The 20,345-nt window shown below is 65.5% G+C and carries 19 protein-coding genes; 2 read left to right on the top strand and 17 right to left on the bottom strand.

The genetic code is table 11. The annotated features are described in order from the left end of the window. The 7 genes from purH to RMN95_RS03400 all read right to left on the bottom strand — a co-directional run. Positions 1 to 1,527 (bottom strand): bifunctional phosphoribosylaminoimidazolecarboxamide formyltransferase/IMP cyclohydrolase (gene purH, locus RMN95_RS03430; RefSeq protein ID WP_309615563.1); only part of this gene is annotated, 1,527 nt, incomplete at its 3' end. Between the two features lie 78 nt (positions 1,528 to 1,605). Further along, on the bottom strand, positions 1,606 to 2,193 hold the full coding sequence (purN, locus tag RMN95_RS03425) for a phosphoribosylglycinamide formyltransferase (protein WP_309615562.1): 588 nt from the start codon (positions 2,191 to 2,193) through the stop codon (positions 1,606 to 1,608). Positions 2,194 to 2,202: 9 nt separating this feature from the next. Continuing rightward, a complete protein-coding gene (locus RMN95_RS03420; RefSeq protein WP_309615561.1) occupies positions 2,203 to 3,420 on the bottom strand; it encodes a DUF6350 family protein in 1,218 nt (405 codons plus the stop codon). Positions 3,421 to 3,516: 96 nt separating this feature from the next. Further along, a complete protein-coding gene (dhaM, locus tag RMN95_RS03415; protein WP_309615560.1) occupies positions 3,517 to 4,242 on the bottom strand; it encodes a dihydroxyacetone kinase phosphoryl donor subunit DhaM in 726 nt (241 codons plus the stop codon). After that, a complete protein-coding gene (gene dhaL, locus RMN95_RS03410; protein WP_309615559.1) occupies positions 4,239 to 4,904 on the bottom strand; it encodes a dihydroxyacetone kinase subunit DhaL in 666 nt (221 codons plus the stop codon). The genes dhaM and dhaL overlap by 4 nt, the downstream gene beginning before the upstream one ends. Positions 4,905 to 4,909: 5 nt before the next feature. Then, positions 4,910 to 5,908 carry a dihydroxyacetone kinase subunit DhaK gene (gene dhaK, locus RMN95_RS03405; RefSeq protein WP_309615558.1) on the bottom strand — a complete coding sequence of 333 codons (999 nt, stop codon included), beginning with the start codon at positions 5,906 to 5,908 and terminating at the stop codon, positions 4,910 to 4,912. Then, positions 5,908 to 6,663: an MIP/aquaporin family protein gene (locus RMN95_RS03400; RefSeq protein ID WP_309615557.1), complete on the bottom strand. Its 756-nt coding sequence runs from the start codon at positions 6,661 to 6,663 to the stop codon at positions 5,908 to 5,910. The genes dhaK and RMN95_RS03400 overlap by 1 nt, the downstream gene beginning before the upstream one ends. 175 nt (positions 6,664 to 6,838) lie before the next feature. On the opposite strand from RMN95_RS03400, the gene RMN95_RS03395 reads away from it, so the two are divergent. Beyond that, positions 6,839 to 7,621, top strand: a complete 783-nt coding sequence (locus tag RMN95_RS03395) for an IclR family transcriptional regulator (protein ID WP_309615556.1) — start codon at positions 6,839 to 6,841, stop codon at positions 7,619 to 7,621. Positions 7,622 to 7,632: 11 nt separating this feature from the next. On the opposite strand, the gene RMN95_RS03390 is transcribed toward RMN95_RS03395, so the two are convergent. From RMN95_RS03390 to sucC, 3 genes are all read right to left on the bottom strand, one after another. Continuing rightward, positions 7,633 to 9,162: an alpha/beta hydrolase gene (locus RMN95_RS03390; RefSeq protein WP_309615555.1), complete on the bottom strand. Its 1,530-nt coding sequence runs from the start codon at positions 9,160 to 9,162 to the stop codon at positions 7,633 to 7,635. An 81-nt stretch (positions 9,163 to 9,243) separates the two neighbouring features. Then, entirely contained in the window at positions 9,244 to 10,134 is an 891-nt protein-coding gene (gene sucD / locus RMN95_RS03385; protein ID WP_309615554.1) for a succinate--CoA ligase subunit alpha, read from the bottom strand. A gap of 12 nt (positions 10,135 to 10,146) precedes the next feature. Continuing rightward, on the bottom strand, positions 10,147 to 11,310 hold the full coding sequence (gene sucC / locus RMN95_RS03380; RefSeq protein ID WP_309615553.1) for an ADP-forming succinate--CoA ligase subunit beta: 1,164 nt from the start codon (positions 11,308 to 11,310) through the stop codon (positions 10,147 to 10,149). Positions 11,311 to 11,698: 388 nt separating this feature from the next. Between sucC and RMN95_RS03375 the strand changes: the two genes are divergently transcribed. After that, complete coding sequence (locus RMN95_RS03375) at positions 11,699 to 12,490, top strand: oxygenase MpaB family protein (protein ID WP_309615552.1); 792 nt, start codon at positions 11,699 to 11,701, stop codon at positions 12,488 to 12,490. Between the two features lie 13 nt (positions 12,491 to 12,503). On the opposite strand, the gene RMN95_RS03370 is transcribed toward RMN95_RS03375, so the two are convergent. From RMN95_RS03370 to RMN95_RS03340, 7 genes are all read right to left on the bottom strand, one after another. Continuing rightward, a complete protein-coding gene (locus tag RMN95_RS03370; RefSeq protein WP_309615551.1) occupies positions 12,504 to 13,961 on the bottom strand; it encodes a cation acetate symporter in 1,458 nt (485 codons plus the stop codon). Beyond that, entirely contained in the window at positions 13,958 to 14,335 is a 378-nt protein-coding gene (locus RMN95_RS03365; protein WP_309615550.1) for a heavy metal transporter, read from the bottom strand. Before RMN95_RS03365 ends, RMN95_RS03370 begins: the two co-directional genes overlap by 4 nt. Continuing rightward, a complete protein-coding gene (locus RMN95_RS03360) occupies positions 14,332 to 15,051 on the bottom strand; it encodes a LytTR family DNA-binding domain-containing protein (protein ID WP_309615549.1) in 720 nt (239 codons plus the stop codon). Before RMN95_RS03360 ends, RMN95_RS03365 begins: the two co-directional genes overlap by 4 nt. Next, positions 15,048 to 16,280 (bottom strand): histidine kinase, encoded by a 1,233-nt coding sequence (locus RMN95_RS03355; RefSeq protein WP_309615548.1) that lies wholly within the window; start codon positions 16,278 to 16,280, stop codon positions 15,048 to 15,050. The genes RMN95_RS03360 and RMN95_RS03355 overlap by 4 nt, the downstream gene beginning before the upstream one ends. A 37-nt stretch (positions 16,281 to 16,317) precedes the next feature. Then, the gene (locus tag RMN95_RS03350) at positions 16,318 to 16,521 is read right to left on the bottom strand and encodes a YbdD/YjiX family protein (RefSeq protein ID WP_309615547.1); all 204 of its coding nucleotides are present in this window, start codon (positions 16,519 to 16,521) and stop codon (positions 16,318 to 16,320) included. 13 nt (positions 16,522 to 16,534) lie between these two features. After that, positions 16,535 to 18,808, bottom strand: a complete 2,274-nt coding sequence (locus RMN95_RS03345) for a carbon starvation CstA family protein (RefSeq protein WP_309615546.1) — start codon at positions 18,806 to 18,808, stop codon at positions 16,535 to 16,537. A gap of 165 nt (positions 18,809 to 18,973) precedes the next feature. Then, the coding region (locus tag RMN95_RS03340; RefSeq protein WP_309615545.1) for an RNB domain-containing ribonuclease at positions 18,974 to 20,345 on the bottom strand (1,372 nt) is incomplete at its 5' end.

The raw sequence follows: 20,345 nt of genomic DNA, 5'->3' as shown, positions 1-20,345 counted from the left end.
GCGGATGGAGCCGCCCGGCTGCACCACCGCCGTGACGCCAGCGGCAAGCAGAATCTCGAGCCCGTCAGCGAAGGGGAAGAATGCGTCACTGGCGGCTACCGAACCTGCCGCGCGGTCGCCAGCCCGAGTCACGGCGAGCTGACATGAGTCGGCGCGGTTGACCTGGCCCATTCCGACCCCGACGGATGCGCCGTCATGAGCGAGCAGGATGGCGTTCGACTTCACGGCCCGCACCGCACGCCATGCGAACTCGAGATCGGCGCGGGTGGGGGCGTCCGCTTCGGCTCCGGCCACGAGCATCCATGCCGCTGAGGTGAAGCCTGCGTAGGTGTCCGGTGACTGCACGAGCGCCCCGCCCGAGATCTGCCGAAACTCCTGGGGCGCCCTGCTGTAGCCCGCGGGCAGTTTCAGCAACCTTAGGTTCTTCTTCGAGCGCAGCAGCTCGAGCGCGTCGGGCTCGAAGTCGGGGGCCACCACAACCTCGGTAAAGATGTCTTTGATCGACTGGGCGGCTTTGAGGGTGATGGATCTGTTTGCCGCAATCACACCGCCGTACGCCGAGACCGGGTCACAGGCGTGCGCCCGAGCGTGGGCCGAGGCAATCGGGTCACCCGCTCCCCGGGATACCGCGATTCCGCAGGGGTTCGCATGCTTGATGATGGCGACCGCGGGCTCGTCGAAGTCATAGGCGGCACGCAACGCGGCGTCGGCGTCGACGTAGTTGTTGTACGACATCTCTTTGCCGTTCAGCTGAACGGCCTGGGCGATACCCTGGCCACCCTCCTCCACGAAGAGCGAAGCAGTCTGATGGGAATTCTCTCCGTAGCGCAGAATGGCTTTGAGCTCGAAGTCGAGTCGGATCGAGCTGGTCGATATCTCGGCCGGATGGGCTGCGATTCCGACGTTTTCAGCAAAATATTCGGCGACGGCCGCATCATATGCCGCTGTGTGCATAAATGCTTCGCCTGCCAGTCGCTGCCGCTGCGCGAGGGTAGTTCCCCCCAGGGCGAGCGCCTTGATGACCTGGGGGTAGCTCGCCGGGCTGGTGACGATCGCGACGTTCGCGTGGTTCTTCGCCGAGGCGCGTACCAGTGCGGGGCCGCCGATATCGATTTGCTCGATCACGTCGTCGACCTGGGCGCCGGATGCCACGGTCTCGACAAAGGGGTACAGGTTCGAGACCACCAGTTGGAACGCCTCGATGCCGAGTTCGGCGAGCTCCCGCTCGTGAGACTCGAGCCGGAGGTCGGCAAGCAGCCCGGCGTGAATGGCGGGGTGCAGGGTTCTCACACGGCCGTCGAGGGACTCCGGGAAACCGGTAACCGCGGCGACCTCAGTCACGGCGAGCCCGGCATCGGCGATAGTCTTCGCCGTCGAACCGGTCGATACGATTTCGATCCCGGCACCGACGAGGGCGGTCGCCAGCTCGACGAGCGCAGTCTTATCACTCACCGAGATCAGGGCGCGAGTGATGGGGATCACGTCTCGCTTCCGATAGTCGGATTCCTTGCGAATCGTTGCACTCATTCAGTCGTCTCCTCGGTCGCGGGCTCCCTCGGCGCTGGGGTCGCAGGTCGCTTCGCGACCGTCATAGCTCTCCCGCGCTCAACTGAGCTCCTTCAGGTCGATGTGGGAATTGGCGATGTCGAGCACAGCCTGGATCAGCAGCCGACGCTCGACCGCCTTGATGCGCTCATGAAGCACAGTTTCGGTGTCACCCGGCATCACCGGCACTCGTTCCTGCGAGATGATCGGCCCGCTGTCGACGCCATTGTCAACGACGATGACGCTGGCACCGGTCTCAGCGACGCCGGCGGCGAGCGCATCCCGAACTCCATGCGCACCGGGAAATTCGGGCAGGTACGCCGGATGGGTGTTCACCAGGTTGGGCGAGAGGGCCGCGATGACCCGCCGGGGAAGCAGTTTCATGAAGCCACTGAGGATGACCAGATCGGGTTGCCACACCTGAATCTGTTCGAGTAGCACATCGCCCCACTCGTCACGATCCGAAAAGTTTGACATCGCCACCGAGAAGGTAGGCACCCCGAATCTCTCGGCATGGTCGAAGCCGTCTGCGGGACGATCCGCGCCCACAGCGACGACGCGCGCCGGGAACTGCGCGTCTTCCGCCGCCTCGAGCAACGCGAGAAGGTTCGACCCGCCCCCCGAAATCAGGACCACGAGTGACAGCACCCCGCAAGCTTAGCGCCGCAGACCGTCGAGCTTCGCGGGGCTTTTCCGCAGGCTGGCGAACAAGCCGGCCAGCGCCGACAGCCCCAGTTCAAGCATCGCCCAGCCGCCCACGGCGAGGGGATCCGGCCCAACATCCTGCAGTCGCCCCGGCCCAGCCGAGCCAGTGGATGCCCAGGCCAGCAGCCCCAGAATGACACCGCCGACCACACCGATGCCGATCGCCGCAAGCACGAGTCCACGACCACCGAGTGTCCTGCGCGCCGAAACACCGAGGATCGCGCCGATGAGGAATCCCACGACCACCGGAACCAGCAGCCCGACGAAGCCGAAGGCGACCTCGCCCGGCGGCAGCGCCCCAAGTACGGGGATGGCCGGAACGGGCCCGAGCTGCGTGGCCAGCGGGCTGACCGCCGAACCGGTGCCGAGGGCGAAGCCGGGCCCGACGAGCCAACTCGCGGTGTAGATCACCAGGTTCGGCAGCAGCGCGAGCTGGCCGAGGGTGATCGTGACACCACCCAGAACCTCGGTGTGCAGGCTCTCGTAGAGCGTGATAATCCGCGCATACGATACGAGGATGGCGGCCGATGTGACCACCGCCGCGAGGGTGAGCACGGCGGCGGCGGCCGCGGCTCCCCCTCGAAGGGCTGTCACCACGACGGCGCGCACGGTGGCGGGCCAATCGTTGACCCAGTCGCGAATCGAGCTGCCACGGTCATCCATTTGGTTGCGCGTTCGACGCACGCCGATCGCCATCCCGACCGCGAAGACGAGGGTGGGCAAAAGCGTGCCCTGCACGAGCGAGGGTCTGGCTTCGGGATGCAGCGCCGAGAAAGTGACACCGAATGATGCCAGCGCGAACGTGATGAGGGAGACGAGTTCACCCATGATCCGGTAGCGCGTTTCGGCGACCCGACGACCGGCCCTGACGCCGAGAAGCACCGTGAGCAGCGCAAAGCCGAGCAGCGCAATCGTCAGCGTGAACGGGGCGCCGGCGGTCGGGAAGCCGAATTGTGTGGCCGTCACGGGGTCGAGCATCATCGTGATATCCACACCATGGCCCAGCAACCAGGTGTCTACCGCGACTCGCCAGAACACGGCCCAGTCGATCGCGAGGCCGTATTGGATGCCCCACAGCAGTGTCAGCGGAACCAGCGGAATCGCGACACCGATCGCCACCACGAGCAGCGCCTCGAATGCGGCGAACAGGGCGGTGAGCTGGCGATTCATGACCTTGGCGACACTACCCGTGCATTGTGCAGCCCTCGGCGCGGCCTACCGGGTAAGCGTCGATTCGGTGGTCAGCGAAGCGCGACCTCACCTCGCCTACGGCAACTCGCCGAAACCGTCGACCACCATCTCGCGCAGTGCCTCCACCGCTTCGACAGCCTGCGGCCCGGTCGCCGAAATTCTTATGACGTCACCCGTCTTGCTGCCCAAGGACATCAGGCCGACGAGGCTGTTGGCAGCGACCGGGCCTGTGCCCGTCGTCAGGTCAGCGATAGTGACCTTCGCGTCGAACGTGGAGACGGCCTTCACCATGGCGGCGGCAGGCCGGGAGTGCAGGCCGTCGGGGTTGACGAGAGTTTCGTCGACGTGCACGGCATCGGTGGCGGGCGGCGTGGCGGGCGGCGTGGCGAGCGCCGGGGCAGGGCGATCGAGCTGCCCGCGTTTGGCATCCATTGCACCGTGCGCCTCACGCTCGACCTCATCGAGACCCGCACCCGCGGCCGCAAGTACCACCGCCGCAATGATGCCTTCCACGAACGGCGCATCGCTCAAGCGCACGGTGGTGCTGGTCTCGATGAATTCCAGTGCCATGGTCGCGCTGAGCACCGCCGAGCCGAGATCCATGAACACGATGACACCCTCGGGATTCGAGACCTCGTCGATCGCGGCGGCTACCTTAGTGGCATCCGTGCCGATCACACCCTCCCCAGCTCCCGCCGCGATCGCGATGGGCGGAGGTGCGCCGGACACCATCTCGAGGGCAAGGTGCACCGCGGCCTCGGCCAGCCCGGGGCTGTGCGAGACCACGACGATGCCGATCACGACGGCGCCTGCGGAATCGCGCCGGTGAGCGCCTCGAAGAGCAGGGCCGTCGATGTGGCTCCAGGGTCGATGTGGCCAGCGCTGCGCTCGCCCAGGTAGCTGGCCCGACCTTTGCGAGCGGTCAGCGGCTCGGTGGCATCCCTGCCCGCCTCGGCCGCGACAAAGGCTGCGGATGCCGCGGCGGCACAGTCCCCGTCGGCGGCAAGACTCGCATCCAGGGCGTCCAACGCCGGGGCCATCGCGTCGAACATGGTCTTATCGCCCGACTCGGCCCTGCCCCTGGCCACGACACCGCCGAGTCCGGCACGCAGGGCGGCGGAGAGCGCGGCGCCATCGAGTGTGGTGACCGGCCCCGCGGTCATCCCCATCCGGAGAAAAAAGGTGCCATACAGGGGGCCGCTCGCGCCGCCGACGGAGGTCACGAGGGTCATCCCCACGGACTTGAACAGCTCATCGACGGCGGTCGCTGGCGTGCCTGCTGACTGTGCGGCACCGATCTTCTCCATCACGGCGGTCATCCCGCGGGTCATATTCGACCCGTGATCGGCGTCGCCGATAGCCGAATCCAGTTCGGTCAGATAGGCCTGCTGTTTGGTCACCAGGTCACGAAACCGGGCGAGCCAGTCGACGAGCTGATCAAGAGAGACGGTGCCTTTTGACATTACCTTTACACTCCCCAGCGAAGCCCGGACGTGTTGACCGGAGCATCCCAGAGCCTCAGCAATTCATCGTCGACCTTCAGCAACGTCACCGAGCAGCCGGCCATGTCGAGGCTGGTGATGTAGTTGCCCACGAGGGTGCGGGCCACACTGACGCCGGCCTTCTCGAGCAGCTTCGCGACCTCGCCGTACATCAGGTACAGCTCGAGCAGCGGTGTGCCGCCCATGCCGTTGAGCATCGCGATGACCGGGCCGCCGGTGAAGTCGAGATCTGCCAGCACCGGTTCGACCAATTGCTGGGCGATGGATGCCGCGCCCGCGAGTGCGACGCGGTGCCGGCCTGGCTCGCCATGGATGCCCACGCCGATCTCCATCATGTCGTCCGGAATCTCGAAGGTCGGCTTACCGGCCGACGGGACCGTGCAACTCGTCAGGGCCATGCCCATGGAGCGTCCGGATTCGTTGACCCGGTTCGCCAGCGCGGTGATGGCCGCGAGATCGTGACCCTCCTCGGCCGCGGCACCCACGATCTTCTCGAGCAGTACGGTTGTTCCTACCCCGCGGCGACCGGCCGTCCAGGTAGAGTCCTCCACTGCAACGTCGTCGTTGACCACGACCGCGGAGACCTTGACGCCGGTCTCGGCCTCGGCCATCTCGGCCGCCATCTCGAAGTTCATCACGTCGCCCGTGTAGTTCTTCACGATGTGCAGCACTCCGGCGCCGGAATCCGCTACCTTCGTGGCCTCCTGCATCTGGTCGGGGGTCGGAGAAGTGAAGACCTCGCCGGCACAGGCGGCATCGAGCATCCCGAATCCGACGAAGCCGCCGTGCAGGGGCTCGTGCCCGCTTCCTCCGCCCGAAATCAGGGCGACCTTGCCTGCCTTGGTACGCGTTCCGCGGTAGATGATGCGATTGACGTGGTCGACATTCAACTCCGGATGCGCGGCCGCGACGCCGACGAGCGCGTCTGCCAGCACGGCCTCGGGTGCGTTGATGAGCTTCTTCATTACTTGGCCTTCTCTTCGGTGAGTGCTTCGGTGAGGGTGGTGTTGTCTGCCTGCGTGCGTGAGATCAGCCCGAACAGCAGGGCGGCCGCGACGCCGGCCAGCAGTTCGGCGATCACGTACACCGGCCACTGTTCCCACTGCACTTCTCCGCCGAGCAGCTGCTGCACGAGCATCGGTCCGGTGGTGCGGGCGGGGTTGATGGATGCGCCCGTGGCGGGAGCGACCGGGATGATCGCCGCGAACACGACGAAGCCGATCACAAGCCCGGCGAATCCGGGGCTGGCCTTGCGGTGGATGACCCCGAACACCGTGAAGACCAGGATGAAGGTACCGACGAATTCGGCGATGAACGCCTGATAAATCGGGACGGTGGGGCCGTAGGAGGCCACGCCGAGCCCTACTTCGCTGGCCTTCGGGCCGAGCACGCCGACGATCGCGAACGAACCGAGGATCGCACCGAGCAGCTGTGCCGCCAGGTAGCCGGGAACCTCGCGCCACGGGAACTTTCCGGTGACCGCAAGACCCAGCGTGACGGCCGGGTTGATGTGGTTACCCGAGATGTATCCGAAGATGTACACCGTCGCGATGACGACCGTGCCGAACGCCAACGATATGAATCCGAGGCTTGCCATGGTGAAGGGAGCATCGCCATTGACGATGAGTGTTGCTGGCACAGAACCAACCCCGATGAAGACGAGGAAGGCTGTTCCAAGAAATTCTGCAGCGAGCTTTTGCCACTGCTTGTTCTCATCCATTGTTCTCCTTTGAACGTGCGGGATACCGAGTACGGCGGGAGCCGGGTCATCCCAAAATATTGGAATTGTATTCGGTAATGTCGAATATGCTACCAAAATGGGGGTGATGTCAAGACCCATCGTGAACGAAATACGACGATGTAGCCCCCATAATGAAAGAAATACGACCAGAGGGATGGCCTTGATCCAGTCGATCGACCGAGCAGCGAAGGTGCTGTCCTCTCTGCAGGGCGCTCGCCACCTCGGTATCACCGAACTTGCCACCGCACTCGAACTGCCCCCGTCGACCGTGCACGGGATAGTGAAGTCGCTGCAGTCGCACGGTCTCGTAGCAAAAGAGCCCAACGGCAATCGCTATATGCTCGGCCCTGCGCTGCTCAAGCTGTCCAATGTCTATCTCGACACACTCGACGTGCGGGCGCGCGCGATGCGCTGGACCAGGGAACTCTCTCGCCGGACTGGGCTGTCGACCCGCCTCGGTGCCGAGCTCTTCGACGAGGTCATCATCATCCACCACAATCTCAGGCCTGATGGCAGCGAGCAGATGCCCGAGACCGGGCTGTCCATTCCCGCCCATGCCTCGGCAATGGGCAAAGTGCTGCTGACCTACAACCCCGATGCCGCGGATGACATACTCTCGCGCCCGCTGAGGAGCCTCACGGGTGACACGGTGACCGACCCGGCGAAACTAATCCTGCAGTTCGCCCAGGTCGCGGATCGCGGAATCGCGATGGAGGAAGACGAGGCCGTGCTGGGCGAATCGTCGGTCGCTGCCCCCGTCGTCGACCGCAGCGGAAGTGTGATCGCCGCCGTCGCGGTCGTGATGCCCTCCAGCGAATGGCCTCCGGAAGACAACGTGCTCAACGACCTGCGCGAGACCGCACGGAACATCTCCCGCGAGCTCGGGGCGACCGCGTGGCCACCGCCGGTGTCACGTCGGGTCACCCTCGACGACTAACGAATCGACCGCTAGCACATCGGGTCTGCCGCGGGCACCGTCCCCTTCACAAAGTACGCGTCGACGACATCGTCGATGCACGCTACGCCCTGGTTGTAGATCGTGTGCCCCTCGCCCTTGTAGCTGATCAGCACTCCACTGGACAGCTGTTTGGCGAGAGAAACCGACGATGCGTAGGGCGTTGCAGGGTCGTTGGTGGTGCCGATCACCAGGATGGGTGCGGCCCCCTCAGCGTCGAACGCGGTTGGCAGGTCTGCCCGCGGGTACGGCCAGGCAGAGCACGCAATGTCGAGTACGGCGAAATCGTCGTAGGTGGCGTATTTGCCCAGGATGGGGGCGGCCACATCGATCTCGGCGATGCGATCCAAGGTGGTTGCCGGGTCAGACGCAAAATCACCGTCGACGCAGGTCGCGGCGACATAGACCTCGTAGGAGTTGCTCTGGTACGAGCCGTCGTCATTTCGTGAGTTGTAGCTGTCTGCGCTCGTGAACGACAATGCGGGGTCACCGTCCGCGAGGCCGGCAAACATCGTGGTCATGTCGGGCCAGTACGACTCCGAATACAAATTGCCCAGGATTCCTGTGGCCAGCGTCGCGGAATCAAGCACCCTGCCGTCGCCGTTGACCAGACCGAGCGCGTCGATGCCGTCGAGGATGGTGCGCACCTGCAGCGCGGCGTCATCCACAGTCCCCGTAAATGGGCAGCCCTTACCATCGAGGCACGATTGCAGGTAGGCGCGGAACGCACTGTCGAAGCCCGCCATCTGGAATTTCAGGCTCTCGAAATCGCTCTGCAGGGGGTCTACGGCCCCGTCAAGCACCAGACGGCCCACGTTCTCGGGGAACAACTCGGCATACACGGTACCGAAGTACGTGCCATAGGAGTAGCCCAGGTAGTTGAGCTTCTTGTCGCCGAGGGCGGCGCGCAGCATGTCCATGTCGCGGGCGTTGCTCACCGTGTCGACGTTCCCGAGCAGGTCACCGGTGTTCTTCTTGCAGGCGTCGGCGAACGACTGCTCCTCGACCGTCAGCTCGTCGATCCAGCCCTGCGTGTCGTAGGGGCTGGAGTAGGTGCCATACAGCGTCTTATCGGTGTCTTTCGGGTCGGTGAAACACGTGACGGGGGTGGACTGGCCGACTCCACGTGGATCCCATCCCACCACGTCGAAGTTCTCGACTACCGGCGCCCCGGCGACGGCATCGCCACTGCCCTGCACAAAGTCCCAACCCGAGCCGCCCGGGCCGCCGGGGTTCACCAGCAGGGAACCTTGCGCTGTGCCGCTGGCGGGATGTTTGACCAAGGCGAGGTCGATCGCACCGCCTGCCGGGGCATCCCAGTCGATGGGGGCCTTGGCGGTCGCGCATTCGAGGCCCTTCCCGCACTCGGTCCAGACCAGGGTCTGACCGTAGAAACCTGCCTTATCGGTCGGCGTCGGCCCCTGCGTCGCAGACGGCACGGGCGCCGGTGAAATAAAAGTGCAGCCAGACAGGACGAGCGCAAGCGAACCAATGACGGCAAGCGCAGAGAGACGACGGTTCACACACAACTCCTCAGGACGTTCGTCAAGCATAAACGCCCAGGCATCCAAGAAGGCAGCCTTTATGAGCCGCGCGACGCGGCCCTACAGCGCTGCCAACACCTCGCGCAGCAGGGTCGCAGTCTCGCTGGGCGTCTTGCCCACCTTGACACCGGCGGCCTCGAGGGCCTCCTTCTTGCCCTGGGCTGTTCCGGCACCGGCGGAGACAATCGCGCCGGCATGGCCCATCGTCTTACCCTCGGGGGCGGTGAAGCCGGCGACGTAGGCGACGACGGGCTTGGTCATGTTGGCCTTGATGTAGTCGGCAGCGCGCTCTTCGGCGTCTCCCCCGATTTCACCGATCATCACGATCGCCTTCGTCTCGGGGTCGGCCTCGAATGCCTCGAGGGCGTCGATATGGGTCGTGCCGACGATGGGGTCGCCGCCGATACCGATTGCCGTGGAGAAGCCGAGGTCGCGCAGCTCGTACATCATCTGGTACGTCAGGGTTCCGGACTTCGAGACGAGACCGACCGGGCCCTTGCCCGTGATCGTGGCCGGAGTGATGCCGACGAGCGACTCTCCGGGGGTGATGATGCCGGGGCAGTTCGGTCCGATGATGCGGGTCTTATTGCCCTTGGCTTTCGCGAGCGCCCAGAACTCCGCGGAGTCCTGCACGGGGATTCCCTCGGTGATCACCACGACCAGCGGCATGCCCGCCTCGATGGCCTCCACCACGGCGTCTTTGGCGAAAGCGGGAGGGACAAACACGATCGAGACGTCGGCCGCTGTGGCATCCATCGCCTCGGTCACCGTGCCGAACACGGGCAGCTCAACGCCGCCATCATGTGAGACCGTCGTGCCTGCTTTGCGGGCGTTCACGCCACCAACAACCTGGGTGCCCGCCTTCAGCATCAGTGCGGTGTGCTTGGTGCCCTCGCCGCCGGTGATGCCCTGCACGATGACCCTGGAGCCTTTATTGAGAAAGATCGACATGTCCTGTTTCCCTTACTTCGAAGCCAGCTCGGCGGCCTTATCGGCGCCCTCGTCCATGGTGTCCGCCAGGGTAACCAGCGGGTTGTTTGCTGCGGTCAGGATGGCTCGGCCCTCGTCGACCTTATTGCCGTCGAGCCGCACCACCAGTGGCTTGCTCGCGGTATCGCCCAGCACCTTCAGGGCGCCGACGATGCCGTTCGCGACGGCGTCACAGGCGGTGATACCGCCGAAGACGTTGACGAATACGCTCTTCACCTGGGGGTCACCGAGGATGACGTCGAGGCCGGCGGCCATCACCTCGGCCGATGCTCCGCCGCCGATATCGAGGAAGTTGGCAGGTCGCACGCCGCCGTGCTTCTCACCCGCGTAGCTGACCACGTCGAGAGTGGACATCACGAGCCCGGCGCCGTTGCCGATGATGCCGACCTCGCCGTCGAGCTTGACGTAGTTGAGGTCGTTCGCCTTCGCCTTGGCCTCTAGCGGGTCTGCGGCGGCCGCATCCTCGAGTGCCTCATGGTTCGGGTGGCGGAACGCGGCGTTCTCGTCGAGCGTGACCTTGCCGTCGAGGGCGAGAACCTGGCCGACTTCGGTGAGTACCAGCGGGTTGACCTCGACGAGCGTGGCATCCTCACCCTTGAATACCTCATAGAGCTTCACGAGAACCGGCGCGACCTTGGCCGCGATCTCGGCGTCGAAGCCGCCCGCGAGCGCGATCTCGGTCGCTTTGGCGAGGTCGATTCCGCCGAGCGGGTCGACCTCGATCTTCGCGAGGGCGTCAGGACGCTCGACGGCGAGCTCCTCGATCTCCATTCCACCCTCGACGCTGCACAGCGACAGGTAGGAGCGGTTGGCGCGGTCGAGCAGGATCGAGAAGAAGTACTCCTTGTCAATGCGGGCACCCTGGGCGACCATGACGCGGTTGACGGTGAGCCCCTTGATCTCGAGGCCGAGAATGGCCTCGGCCGCGGTGGCGGCATCCTCGGGATTATGCACAACCTTGACGCCGCCGGCCTTGCCGCGACCTCCGGCCTTGACCTGTGCCTTGACGACAACGGTGCCGCCGATCTTCTCGGCCGCCGCCTTCGCCTCGGCCGGTGTGTCGGCGATGATGCCGGCAAGAACAGGCACTCCATAGGATTCGAACAGGTCTCGAGCCTGGTACTCGAAAAGATCCACGTAACTCTCGCAATCGTAGCGATCGGTGTCGGTTGAATGGCTTGTGCTTTTCCCCGAATTAGCTCGGCATCAAGACACTTTAGCCATCTGAAAGCTTACTCGCTCTGACAGGCGACCTGATTCGAGGTGGATGCCGCGTACACAAGTTCCGCGGATCCTGGTGGGTGGCCGGGCCGCTCGACTTTTGCCGCTCAGGCCGTTCGACTTATCTGTGAGGTGCGGCGACGGCACCATTTCATTGGTGCGGAAGGTGCGTTTGCCGCGCCTCACGCCGCGGGGCCGACCTGTACAACGGTGATGTCAGTTCAGACTGACGTCAGTCGGAACTGACATCACCTTTTGCGGCACCGGCACCACGACCTCGTGCCGAGAGCGAGACAATGGAGCCATGCGCCAGCGCCTGCCCCAACCCCTGCGGATCGGGGATGTCTCGGCCGAGGGCATCCTGTTGGCGGGAGGTGCCCGTGCCATCCTGCTGCAACTCGCCAATCCCGGAGTGGGGCACGGTGTGGCCGAGCACAGCGATTTCACGCGCCGACCGCTCGACCGACTCCACGGCACTCTCACCTACCTTTACGTGATCGTCTACGGCACCCCCGAGGAGTCTCGGCGCGTGGCAAGAATGGTGGGCACCGCGCACGCTCCCGTGCGCTCCGCACCCGGCGGCCCCGTGCCGTATGACGCACGGGATGACACCCTGCAGCTGTGGGTCGCGGCAACCCTGTACGACACGTCGATGCGAATTCGCGAGCTGGTGTACGGCCCAATCAACACGGCGGACGCGGAGTCACTGCTGGCGGACTACTCGGTGATCGCGACGGCGCTCGGGGTTCCCCGGGCGATGTGGCCCGCTGACAGCGCGGCCTTCGCGCGATACTGGAGCAGGGCCGAGCAGGCACTTCGGGTGGATGACGTTGCCAGGGGCGTGGCGCGGGAGCTGCTTCATCCCTCAACCGGACCGTGGTGGCTGCGCACTGCAATGCCCACCGTCAGGCTGCTCACCGCGGGTCTGCTGAACCCGGAATTGCGCGGCGCGTACGACCTGCCCTTCGACGAACGTCGCTACCGCCGACTGGTGCGACTCGCCCGCGCCCTCTATCCCCGTCTTCCGCGGTGGATTCGATGCGCGCCGAAGCGGCGGTACCTCTCGGCATTCAGGAAGCGCGCCGCGGTCGACTGATGAGATGGACGAGTCAGCGCTCGGGCGCGTGCAACCGCAGGAAGAATCGATCAACTCGATTCGATGGCAGCCGCCTGGTCGCGAGCGACGCGACGACACTTGTCGCTGTCGCGAGCGGCACAATCCACGCGGCGGGCTGGGCGAGCGCAGACTGGAGCACCGGATCGCGCACGGCGCCGGTGGCCGTCACCACGAGGGCGGCGGCGACGGATCCGCTGCCCACGAGCATGCCGGCGATAGCGCCCCGAGCGGTGAGCCCTCGCCACCAGACCCCCAGCAGCAGCACCGGCGACAGGCTGGACGCCGCGACAAGAAACACGAGGCCGACGCTGCTGGTCAGCCCCCTCGGAACAGTGACGAAGGTCACAAGTAGGGGCACGACCACGCTCGCCAGTGCCGACACTCGGAATGCGCGCACTCCGCCGCCCAGCACTTCCTGGCTGACGACCCCCGCGATGGAGACCACCAGCCCGGAGGCAGTGGAGATGAATGCGGCAAAGGCTCCCGCGATGATCAGGGCGGTAATCAGCTCTCCCCCCAGCCCGGGGATCAGCCGAGAGGGCAACAGCAGCACCACGGAATCTGCGGTAGACGGATCAGCGAGATCGCCCGCAAAGCGCCGAGCAATCAGCCCCATGGTGGACGACAGCATGTAGAACGCACTGATCATGACGATGACAATGACCGTCGTGCGTCGAGCGGATGGTCCGTCTGGGCTCGTGTAGAAGCGGACAAGCACGTGCGGCAGGCCCATCGTTCCCAGAAGCAGGGCGAGCACGAGCGAGACCGTGCGGTAAAGGTCCTGGCCCCCCGGCCCGTCCTCGAGCGGAAACACAAGCGTCGGATCGATCGTGGTGTTCACATCACCCGTCGCAAGGAGCAGGAAAATGACCGGGACACCGAGGGCGGTGAGTTTTAGCCAATAGTGAAATCCCTGCACAAAGGTGATGGAGCGCATCCCCCCGGCCGCCACAATCACCGCCACGATGATCGCCACGCCGACCGAACCCACCCACGGCGGCGCACCGGTGACAACGTTGATGGTGAGCGCGGCGCCGTGGAATTGCGGAACGATGTACAGCCATGCGATCAGTACGACGAGCACGCTGGTGAGCCTGCGGGCGGCCCGCGAATCCAGCCGCGCATCGATGAAGTCCGGGATGGTGCGAGCACCGCTGCGGCGCAGCGGTGCGGCGACGAAGAGCAGCAGCGCGAGGTATCCGGCGCAGTAGCCGATCGGAAACCAGAACGCCCTGGAGCCCGCCAGCAGCACGAGCCCCGCCAGGCCCAGGAAGGTTGCCGCCGACAGGTACTCACCGCTGATCGCCGAGGCGTTCCACCACGGTCGCACCGTGCGCGAGGCGACGAGGAAGTCGTCGGTGGTCCGCGAGATTCGCAGGCCGAAAAACCCGATGACGACCGTGGCGATAACGACGAACGCGATCGCCACCACCGAAAGCACGGGGTTCACCTGCGGGTCTCCAGTGAGCGATAGCGCTGCTCGTTTCGGCCGGCGGCGCGCACGTACACCAGCGCAAAAAGCGCCACGAGGGGGTACATGCCGTACGCCTGCAGCACCCATGACCAGGGCACGCCGAAGATCGTCGCCACCTGGAGCACCGGGATGACGGCGATGGCGACGGATGCCGCGGCCAGGGTCAGCACGAAACCGATGGCGAGCGTGGTTGCCAGCCTGAGCTGCGCACGTATCAGGGTGCCCAGGTACACCGCGCTGGCATCCGGAATACCGGGATCGGCAGACCGGGGTTCGGGGCTTGCGCGCATCGAGCGTTGTGGGGCGGTGACCCGACGACGGGGAAGTGGCGGCGGTTCCGGCACTGTCACGGCCGCCCGCCTCTGGCCTCGAAGGCATCGCGCACCGCCGGCAGCAGGCGCCGGCTCACGGGCAGGTCGACGCCGCCGACCGTGACGACCGGGTTCGACCCGACCCGCACGCTCGTGACGCTGGCCAGAGCGACCAGAAACGACCGATGAACGCGCAGGAAACCGGAGCCCGACCACTGCTCACAGAGGTCGGTGATCGGAATGCGAACGATGTAGCTATCGTCGTCGGTATGCAGCCGGGCATAGTCGCCCTGAGCCTGCACATAGCGAACATCACTGCGCCGGATGCGCCGAATGGTGGCACCACGGATGACGGTGATCACCTCATCATCCTGCTTCGCGGGCACGCCGGGCGCGAGGGCGGCCTCGATGCGGGAGACGGCTCGCGCGAGCCTGTCCTGGCGCACGGGCTTCAGCAGGTAGTCGGTGGCGTCCAGGTCGAACGCGTCAACCGCAGTCTCCTCGTCCGCGGTCACGAACACGATCACCGGCGGTGAGGCGAAACGGTTGATTGCCCGCGCCAGGTCGAAGCCAGACAGCCCGGGCATGTGGATGTCGAGCAACGCGGCATCCACTTTCTCGCTGGTGAGAATCTGCAGCGCCCCAGCGCTGGTGTTGGCGCGTCTAATGAGGGCAATGCGGGGGTCACGGCGAAGCAGGAACTCAAGGGCTTCCAGCGCTGGCTCTTCATCATCGGCGATCAGCACGTCGATCATAACGCCGCGCCCGTCACCGTGTCGGGGGCGAGCTGGGCGTGATGCATGGGCTGGGATCGCGGCACGTTCATGCGCACTAGCGTTCCGGCGCCGACATTTGTTTCAATGACCAGCCCGTACTCGTCGCCGTACACTCGGCGCAGCCTGGTGTCGACGTTGCGCAATCCGATGTGGTCTTCGCCGCCAGACTCGTGCTCGGTCTGGCGACCGAGATGGGCCTCCAGGTGATCCGGGTCCATACCCACGCCGTTGTCTTCGACGACGATCTGCACATTCGCGCCGATCTCCTCTGTGCTGATGGTGATCCGACCCCCACGCTCACGGGCCTCCAGTCCGTGCCGCACCGAGTTCTCCACGAGTGGCTGCACCGACAGGAACGGAATTACCGCCGAGAGCGTCTCGGGCGCGATCCGCAGGGTTACCTCCAGGCGGTCACCGAACCGGGCACGCTCCAGGACGAGATATGAGTGGATGCTTCGCAGCTCCTCCGCAACGGTCGTGAAGTCCCCCGCCCGCCGGAAGGAGTAGCGGGTGAAGTCGGCAAACTCGATCACCAGTTCGCGGGCCTTCGGCGGGTCGGTGATGATGAAGGCGGCGATGGCGTTGAGAGCGTTGTAAATGAAGTGTGGGCTGATCTGTGACCGGAGCGAGCGCAACTGGGCCTCGGCCAGCGCCGTTCGGGATGCCTCCAGATCACCGAGGCGCAACTGGGCCGTGACCCATCTCGCGACCTCCCCCGTCGCGCGAACCAGCGGAGCATGTCTGGAGGCCGCGAACGCGATGACGACGCCGGCAAGGCAACCGTCGACGATGATCGGTGCGGCGATAGCCCAGGGCGTCGCAACCCTGGCGCTGGGAGGAACCGCCACAACTTTCGTGCGCGCACCATCGAACGGCACATCGACAATGGATGCCACGAACGGCCGCAGAGACTCACCGGAACCGTCGATCGCGACCGAACCCCTGGCATCCGCGATGGCGAGGATGTCACAGCCGAGCAGCGTGCGCAGGTGACGGGCGGCCCGCACCGCGTCATCGTCGGCGAGGCCTCCCCGCAGGTGTTCCGCCGCCCGTGACGCGAGGTGCAATGTGCGATAGGTCGCCTGCTCGCCGTCGCTGCCGAGCTCACGAGAGCCGCGCGCGAATCTCCACACGATGACCACCGCGAGGGTCAGGATGGCGCCGACCAGCGCCCCCGCGAGCGCGGCGATCAGCGTCGAATCCACCATTTACGCAGCATAACCAGTGCGCCGCCCGATCACCCGTTCAGCAGCATCGGGCACCGGGATTTGCCTCCTGCTCGCGGTACCGGGCGACCCAGAATGCACGCTCGTCTACCGGAGCGATCCCGGGATGCCGCGCAGCGAGGTGATCGACGTAGGTGTCGTACGCGCGATCGCCCATGAGCGAGGTGATGTACCAGCTCACGGATCGTGCGCGACGGGTCATCCACTGGATCGCTGCCGGCATCCCGGGTGCCATGTCAGTGGCCGCTCGTGACGATGGGTCGACGCTCAGCGGGCAGCGCATCCCATTGGGCCTGGATCTCTCGTTCTTCGGCCGTGGCGATGAGTCCGCTCGGCGCGAAGACGCGTGACTCCACCCGCGGGTCCTCGTTGCTCGGGCCCCCACCGCTGCGCCATGACGTCACCGTCGCCACGACAGAGCTGATGATGACGGTGATCGCGAGCGTGACGAAGATGATCGACAGGGAGCCCTGGATGGTCGTGTTCCTCACCACGGCCTCCATGGCCTCCACCGTGGCGGCGTTGCCAAAACTGGTCTCACCGGCGTCGAGCGCCCCGCGGAACGCGGCGTTATTGGCCCAGTATCCGACCGCGGGCACCGGGGAGAAGATCTTCAACAGCGATGCGGTCACGGTGACCACCGAGACGAAGGCCAGCGGCAGCGCGATGATCCACAACCACGTGAATGCACCTGTCTTCGCCACGATCGCCAGGCACACGGAGAGGGCAATTGCGGCAAGCAGTTGATTCGCGATGCCGAACAGGGGGAAGAGGGTGTTGATGCCGCCCAGCGGGTCGGTGACGCCCATGAGCAGGATCGCGCCCCAGCCCGCGACCATGATCGCGGTAGATATGAGCACTCCGGGCTGCCACGACGTGTTCTTGAACTTCGGGATGAGGTTTCCGATGCTGTCCTGCAGCTGGAAGCGCGAGACGCGGGTGCCAGCATCCACCGCCGTCAGGATGAAGAGTGCCTCAAACATGATCGCGAAGTGATACCAGAAGGCCATCAGTCCGCTGCCGCCGATCAACTGCTGCATGATGTTGGCGAGGCCTAGAGCGAGCGTCGGTGCTCCACCGGTGCGCGACACGATGGATTCCTCACCCACATTTTGCGCAGTCTGGGTGAGCACATCCGGGGTCAGGTTCACGCCGGTGATGCCGAGGGAGTTGACCCACGCGACCGCGCCTTCCACGGTGCCGCCGGTGGCGGCGGCCGAGGAGTTCATGGCGAAGTAGATTCCCTGGTCGAGAGAGATTGCGGCGACAAGCGCCATGATCGCGACGAACGATTCCATGAGCATGCCGCCGTACCCGATGAAGCGCGACTGGCGTTCCTTCTGTAGCAGTTTCGGCGTCGTCCCAGAGGCAATCAGGGCGTGGAACCCCGACAGGGCGCCGCAGGCGATGGTGACGAAGAGGAAGGGGAATAGCGAGCCGGGAAAGACCGGTCCGGTCTCACCACCGGCGAACTGGCTGAACGCCGGCACCGAAATCTCGGGGCGCACGATGATGATTGCGGCAGCAAGCATCCCGATCACACCGATCTTCATGAAGGTTGAGAGGTAATCACGGGGAGCCAGCAACAGCCACACGGGCAGGATCGCGGCGATGAAGCCGTAGATGATGAGCGCCCAGGCGAGGGTGGTGCGGTCGAGGGTGAAAAGTGCGACACCCCACGGGGTGTTCGAGACCCAGCCGCCACCGACAATGGCGAGCATCAGCAGCACGAAGCCGATGATCGACACCTCGGTGATGCGACCGGGCCGGAGGAAACGCAGGTACAGCCCCATGAAGATCGCAATCGGGATGGTCATGGCCACGCTAAACACGCCCCAGGGGCTGGCCGCGAGCGCGTTGACAACGACCAGCGCGAGGATGGCGATGATGATGATCATGATGAGCAGGGATGCCACGATCGCCGCGGTCCCGCCCACCCGGCCCAGCTCGTCGCGAGCCATCTGGCCGAGCGATCGGCCGCCGCGCCGGGTGGAGAAGAACAGCACCAGGTAGTCCTGCACTGCGCCGGCGAAGATCACGCCGACGATGATCCAGATCGTGCCGGGCAGGAAGCCCATCTGGGCGGCGAGCACCGGGCCGACCAGTGGCCCCGCGCCGGCGATCGCCGCGAAGTGGTGGCCGAACAGCACCCGCCGGTCGGTCTGCACGAAGTCCTTGCCATCGGCCTTGTACTCGGCGGGCGTCGCCCTCGTGTCATCCGGTTTCGTGATGAATTTCTGAATGACTTTCGAGTAGAAACGGTAGCCGATCAGGTAGGTGCAGATCGCGGCGAACACGAACCAGATCGCGTTGACGGTCTCTCCGCGCACAATGGCCAGCATCGTCCAGGCGACTCCGCCGAGCAGCGCGATGGCGACCCAGAGCACGATCTTTGCGGGCGTCCACTTTTTTCTGTTCGACTGCACCTGGTCGATGGATACGGGTGGCAGGGCGCCAGGCAGGGCCTCACCACCAGACTGCGGGGACGGATTCGTGAGGGTTTTCGACATGATCATCTCCTGTTGTTCGCGACACTGCGTTCCCTGACAATAAAAGCTGCGCCGCGGCAGCGACCCAAGCCTGCGGCAGGTGGTGTCGTGCCTGCGACGAACGGTGGTCTCGCCGCGACGGGGAGATTCGAGACAGTGGTCGCGACCGGGCAGATCAGGGTGCGCTCAGGCGCGAAATACTACGGCACCCGTAGCGATGTCAGCTGACTCGAGCATCACCCTTATGGACTCCCCCGCCACCACGGCACCCTCAACCCGCGCGGTGACCACCGGGTCGGTCAGCTGGATGATTCCCGACGGCTGTGACCCTCCGCCGCCGTTCCTCACCGAGATCACCACCGCGTCGAAGGTCTCGCCGACCCGGGCCGCAAGAAGTGCGGCTTCGATCGCATCCACCGACGCCCGATCGAGCCCCGAGGCCACGGAGTCCGCGCGGCTCATCAGCTTAGGCAGGGTGGGCAGCGCCTCCCGCACCCAGCTCGGCACCGGCGTGCCTGCAACCAGTGCCTCGCAGGTAATGAGCACGAAGCGATCAACGAGTCGGCGCAGGGGCGCCGTGGTGTGCGCGTAGGGCGCAGCAACCGCGGCCTGAACCAGCCCCTCGGGCACCTCGCCATCGAATGCCGTGTATCCGGCACCGCGGAACAGCGACGCCGCCGCGTGAATCGCGGCAAGTCCTCGCGGGTCGTCGCGGTCGATGCTTCGCAGGTACTCGCCGTAGGGCTGTGTTACCGGCCACGGGCATCCAAGAGCAGCTACCTGTCGGCGAAAGTTCTCCAGGGTCTCGGTCTCGGGCGCAGGCATCGTGCGCAGGATGCCTATGCCGCCCTTGATCATGATCGCTGCGGCCGCCATACCGGTCATCAGGGAGATCTGCGCGTTCCACTCCTCAACGGGCAGCGGGCTGCGGCGCACCAGCACGTACTGCCCCGCGACGAACTCGACCTCCTCATCGGGTCGGTTCAGGCTGGCTCCCCCGCGCTCACGCTCCAGCTGGATGCGCTTGACGCCGACCTCCCTGAGCAGGAGCAACGAGTCGACGGCGGTTCCGTCGTCGATGAGCGCCTGCACCTCGGCGTACGAATACTGGTGCCGCGACCGCACCTGCGCCCTAGCCAGGGTTGTAGCGGTGACGTTGGCCGCGGCATCCAACTCGAAGCTCCACACAAACGCCCCGCGACGCTGGCCTTCGAGCAACGACGCTGCTCCCTCACTGATCACGGTCGGATGCAGCGGGATGCGACCGTCGGGCGCGTACAGGGTCTGACCGCGCCGTCGCGCTTCGGTGTCAACGGCACCACCGGGCGTCACGAACGCCGGCACTTCGGCGATCGCGTACCTGACCAGGTACCCCTCCCCACGTCGTGACAGGTGCACGGCCTGGTCGAGGTCGGTTGCTCCCTCAGGGTCGATGGTCACAAACTCGACAGCGCTCTGGTCGTCGGTCGGAAGCGACGCCGCGGCAACGGTCGCCGCAGCCTCGGCCTCCACGTCGGAGCTGAAGCCTGCCGACACCTCGAGGTCGTCGCGAATCGCG

It is taken from the genome of Salinibacterium sp. (assembly GCF_031364185.1).
Lineage (GTDB): Bacteria > Actinomycetota > Actinomycetes > Actinomycetales > Microbacteriaceae > Rhodoglobus.
The sequence above is the reverse complement of the archived record's forward strand: the minus strand, read 5'-3'. Positions and strand labels throughout refer to the sequence as shown.

Bases quoted from the DNA above. Each gene is read 5' to 3' on its own strand.
- RMN95_RS03420 (WP_309615561.1), bottom strand. From the start codon at position 3,420: ATGAATCGCCAGCTCACCGCCCTGTTCGCCGCATTCGAGGCGCTGCTC.
- dhaL (WP_309615559.1), bottom strand. From the start codon at position 4,904: ATGTCAAAAGGCACCGTCTCTCTTGATCAGCTCGTCGACTGGCTCGCC.
- dhaK (WP_309615558.1), bottom strand. From the start codon at position 5,908: ATGAAGAAGCTCATCAACGCACCCGAGGCCGTGCTGGCAGACGCGCTC.
- RMN95_RS03400 (WP_309615557.1), bottom strand. From the start codon at position 6,663: ATGGATGAGAACAAGCAGTGGCAAAAGCTCGCTGCAGAATTTCTTGGA.
- RMN95_RS03395 (WP_309615556.1), top strand. From the start codon at position 6,839: ATGGCCTTGATCCAGTCGATCGACCGAGCAGCGAAGGTGCTGTCCTCT.
- sucD (WP_309615554.1), bottom strand. From the start codon at position 10,134: ATGTCGATCTTTCTCAATAAAGGCTCCAGGGTCATCGTGCAGGGCATC.
- RMN95_RS03375 (WP_309615552.1), top strand. From the start codon at position 11,699: ATGCGCCAGCGCCTGCCCCAACCCCTGCGGATCGGGGATGTCTCGGCC.
- RMN95_RS03360 (WP_309615549.1), bottom strand. From the start codon at position 15,051: ATGATCGACGTGCTGATCGCCGATGATGAAGAGCCAGCGCTGGAAGCC.
- RMN95_RS03355 (WP_309615548.1), bottom strand. From the start codon at position 16,280: ATGGTGGATTCGACGCTGATCGCCGCGCTCGCGGGGGCGCTGGTCGGC.
- RMN95_RS03350 (WP_309615547.1), bottom strand. From the start codon at position 16,521: ATGCCGGCAGCGATCCAGTGGATGACCCGTCGCGCACGATCCGTGAGC.
- RMN95_RS03345 (WP_309615546.1), bottom strand. From the start codon at position 18,808: ATGTCGAAAACCCTCACGAATCCGTCCCCGCAGTCTGGTGGTGAGGCC.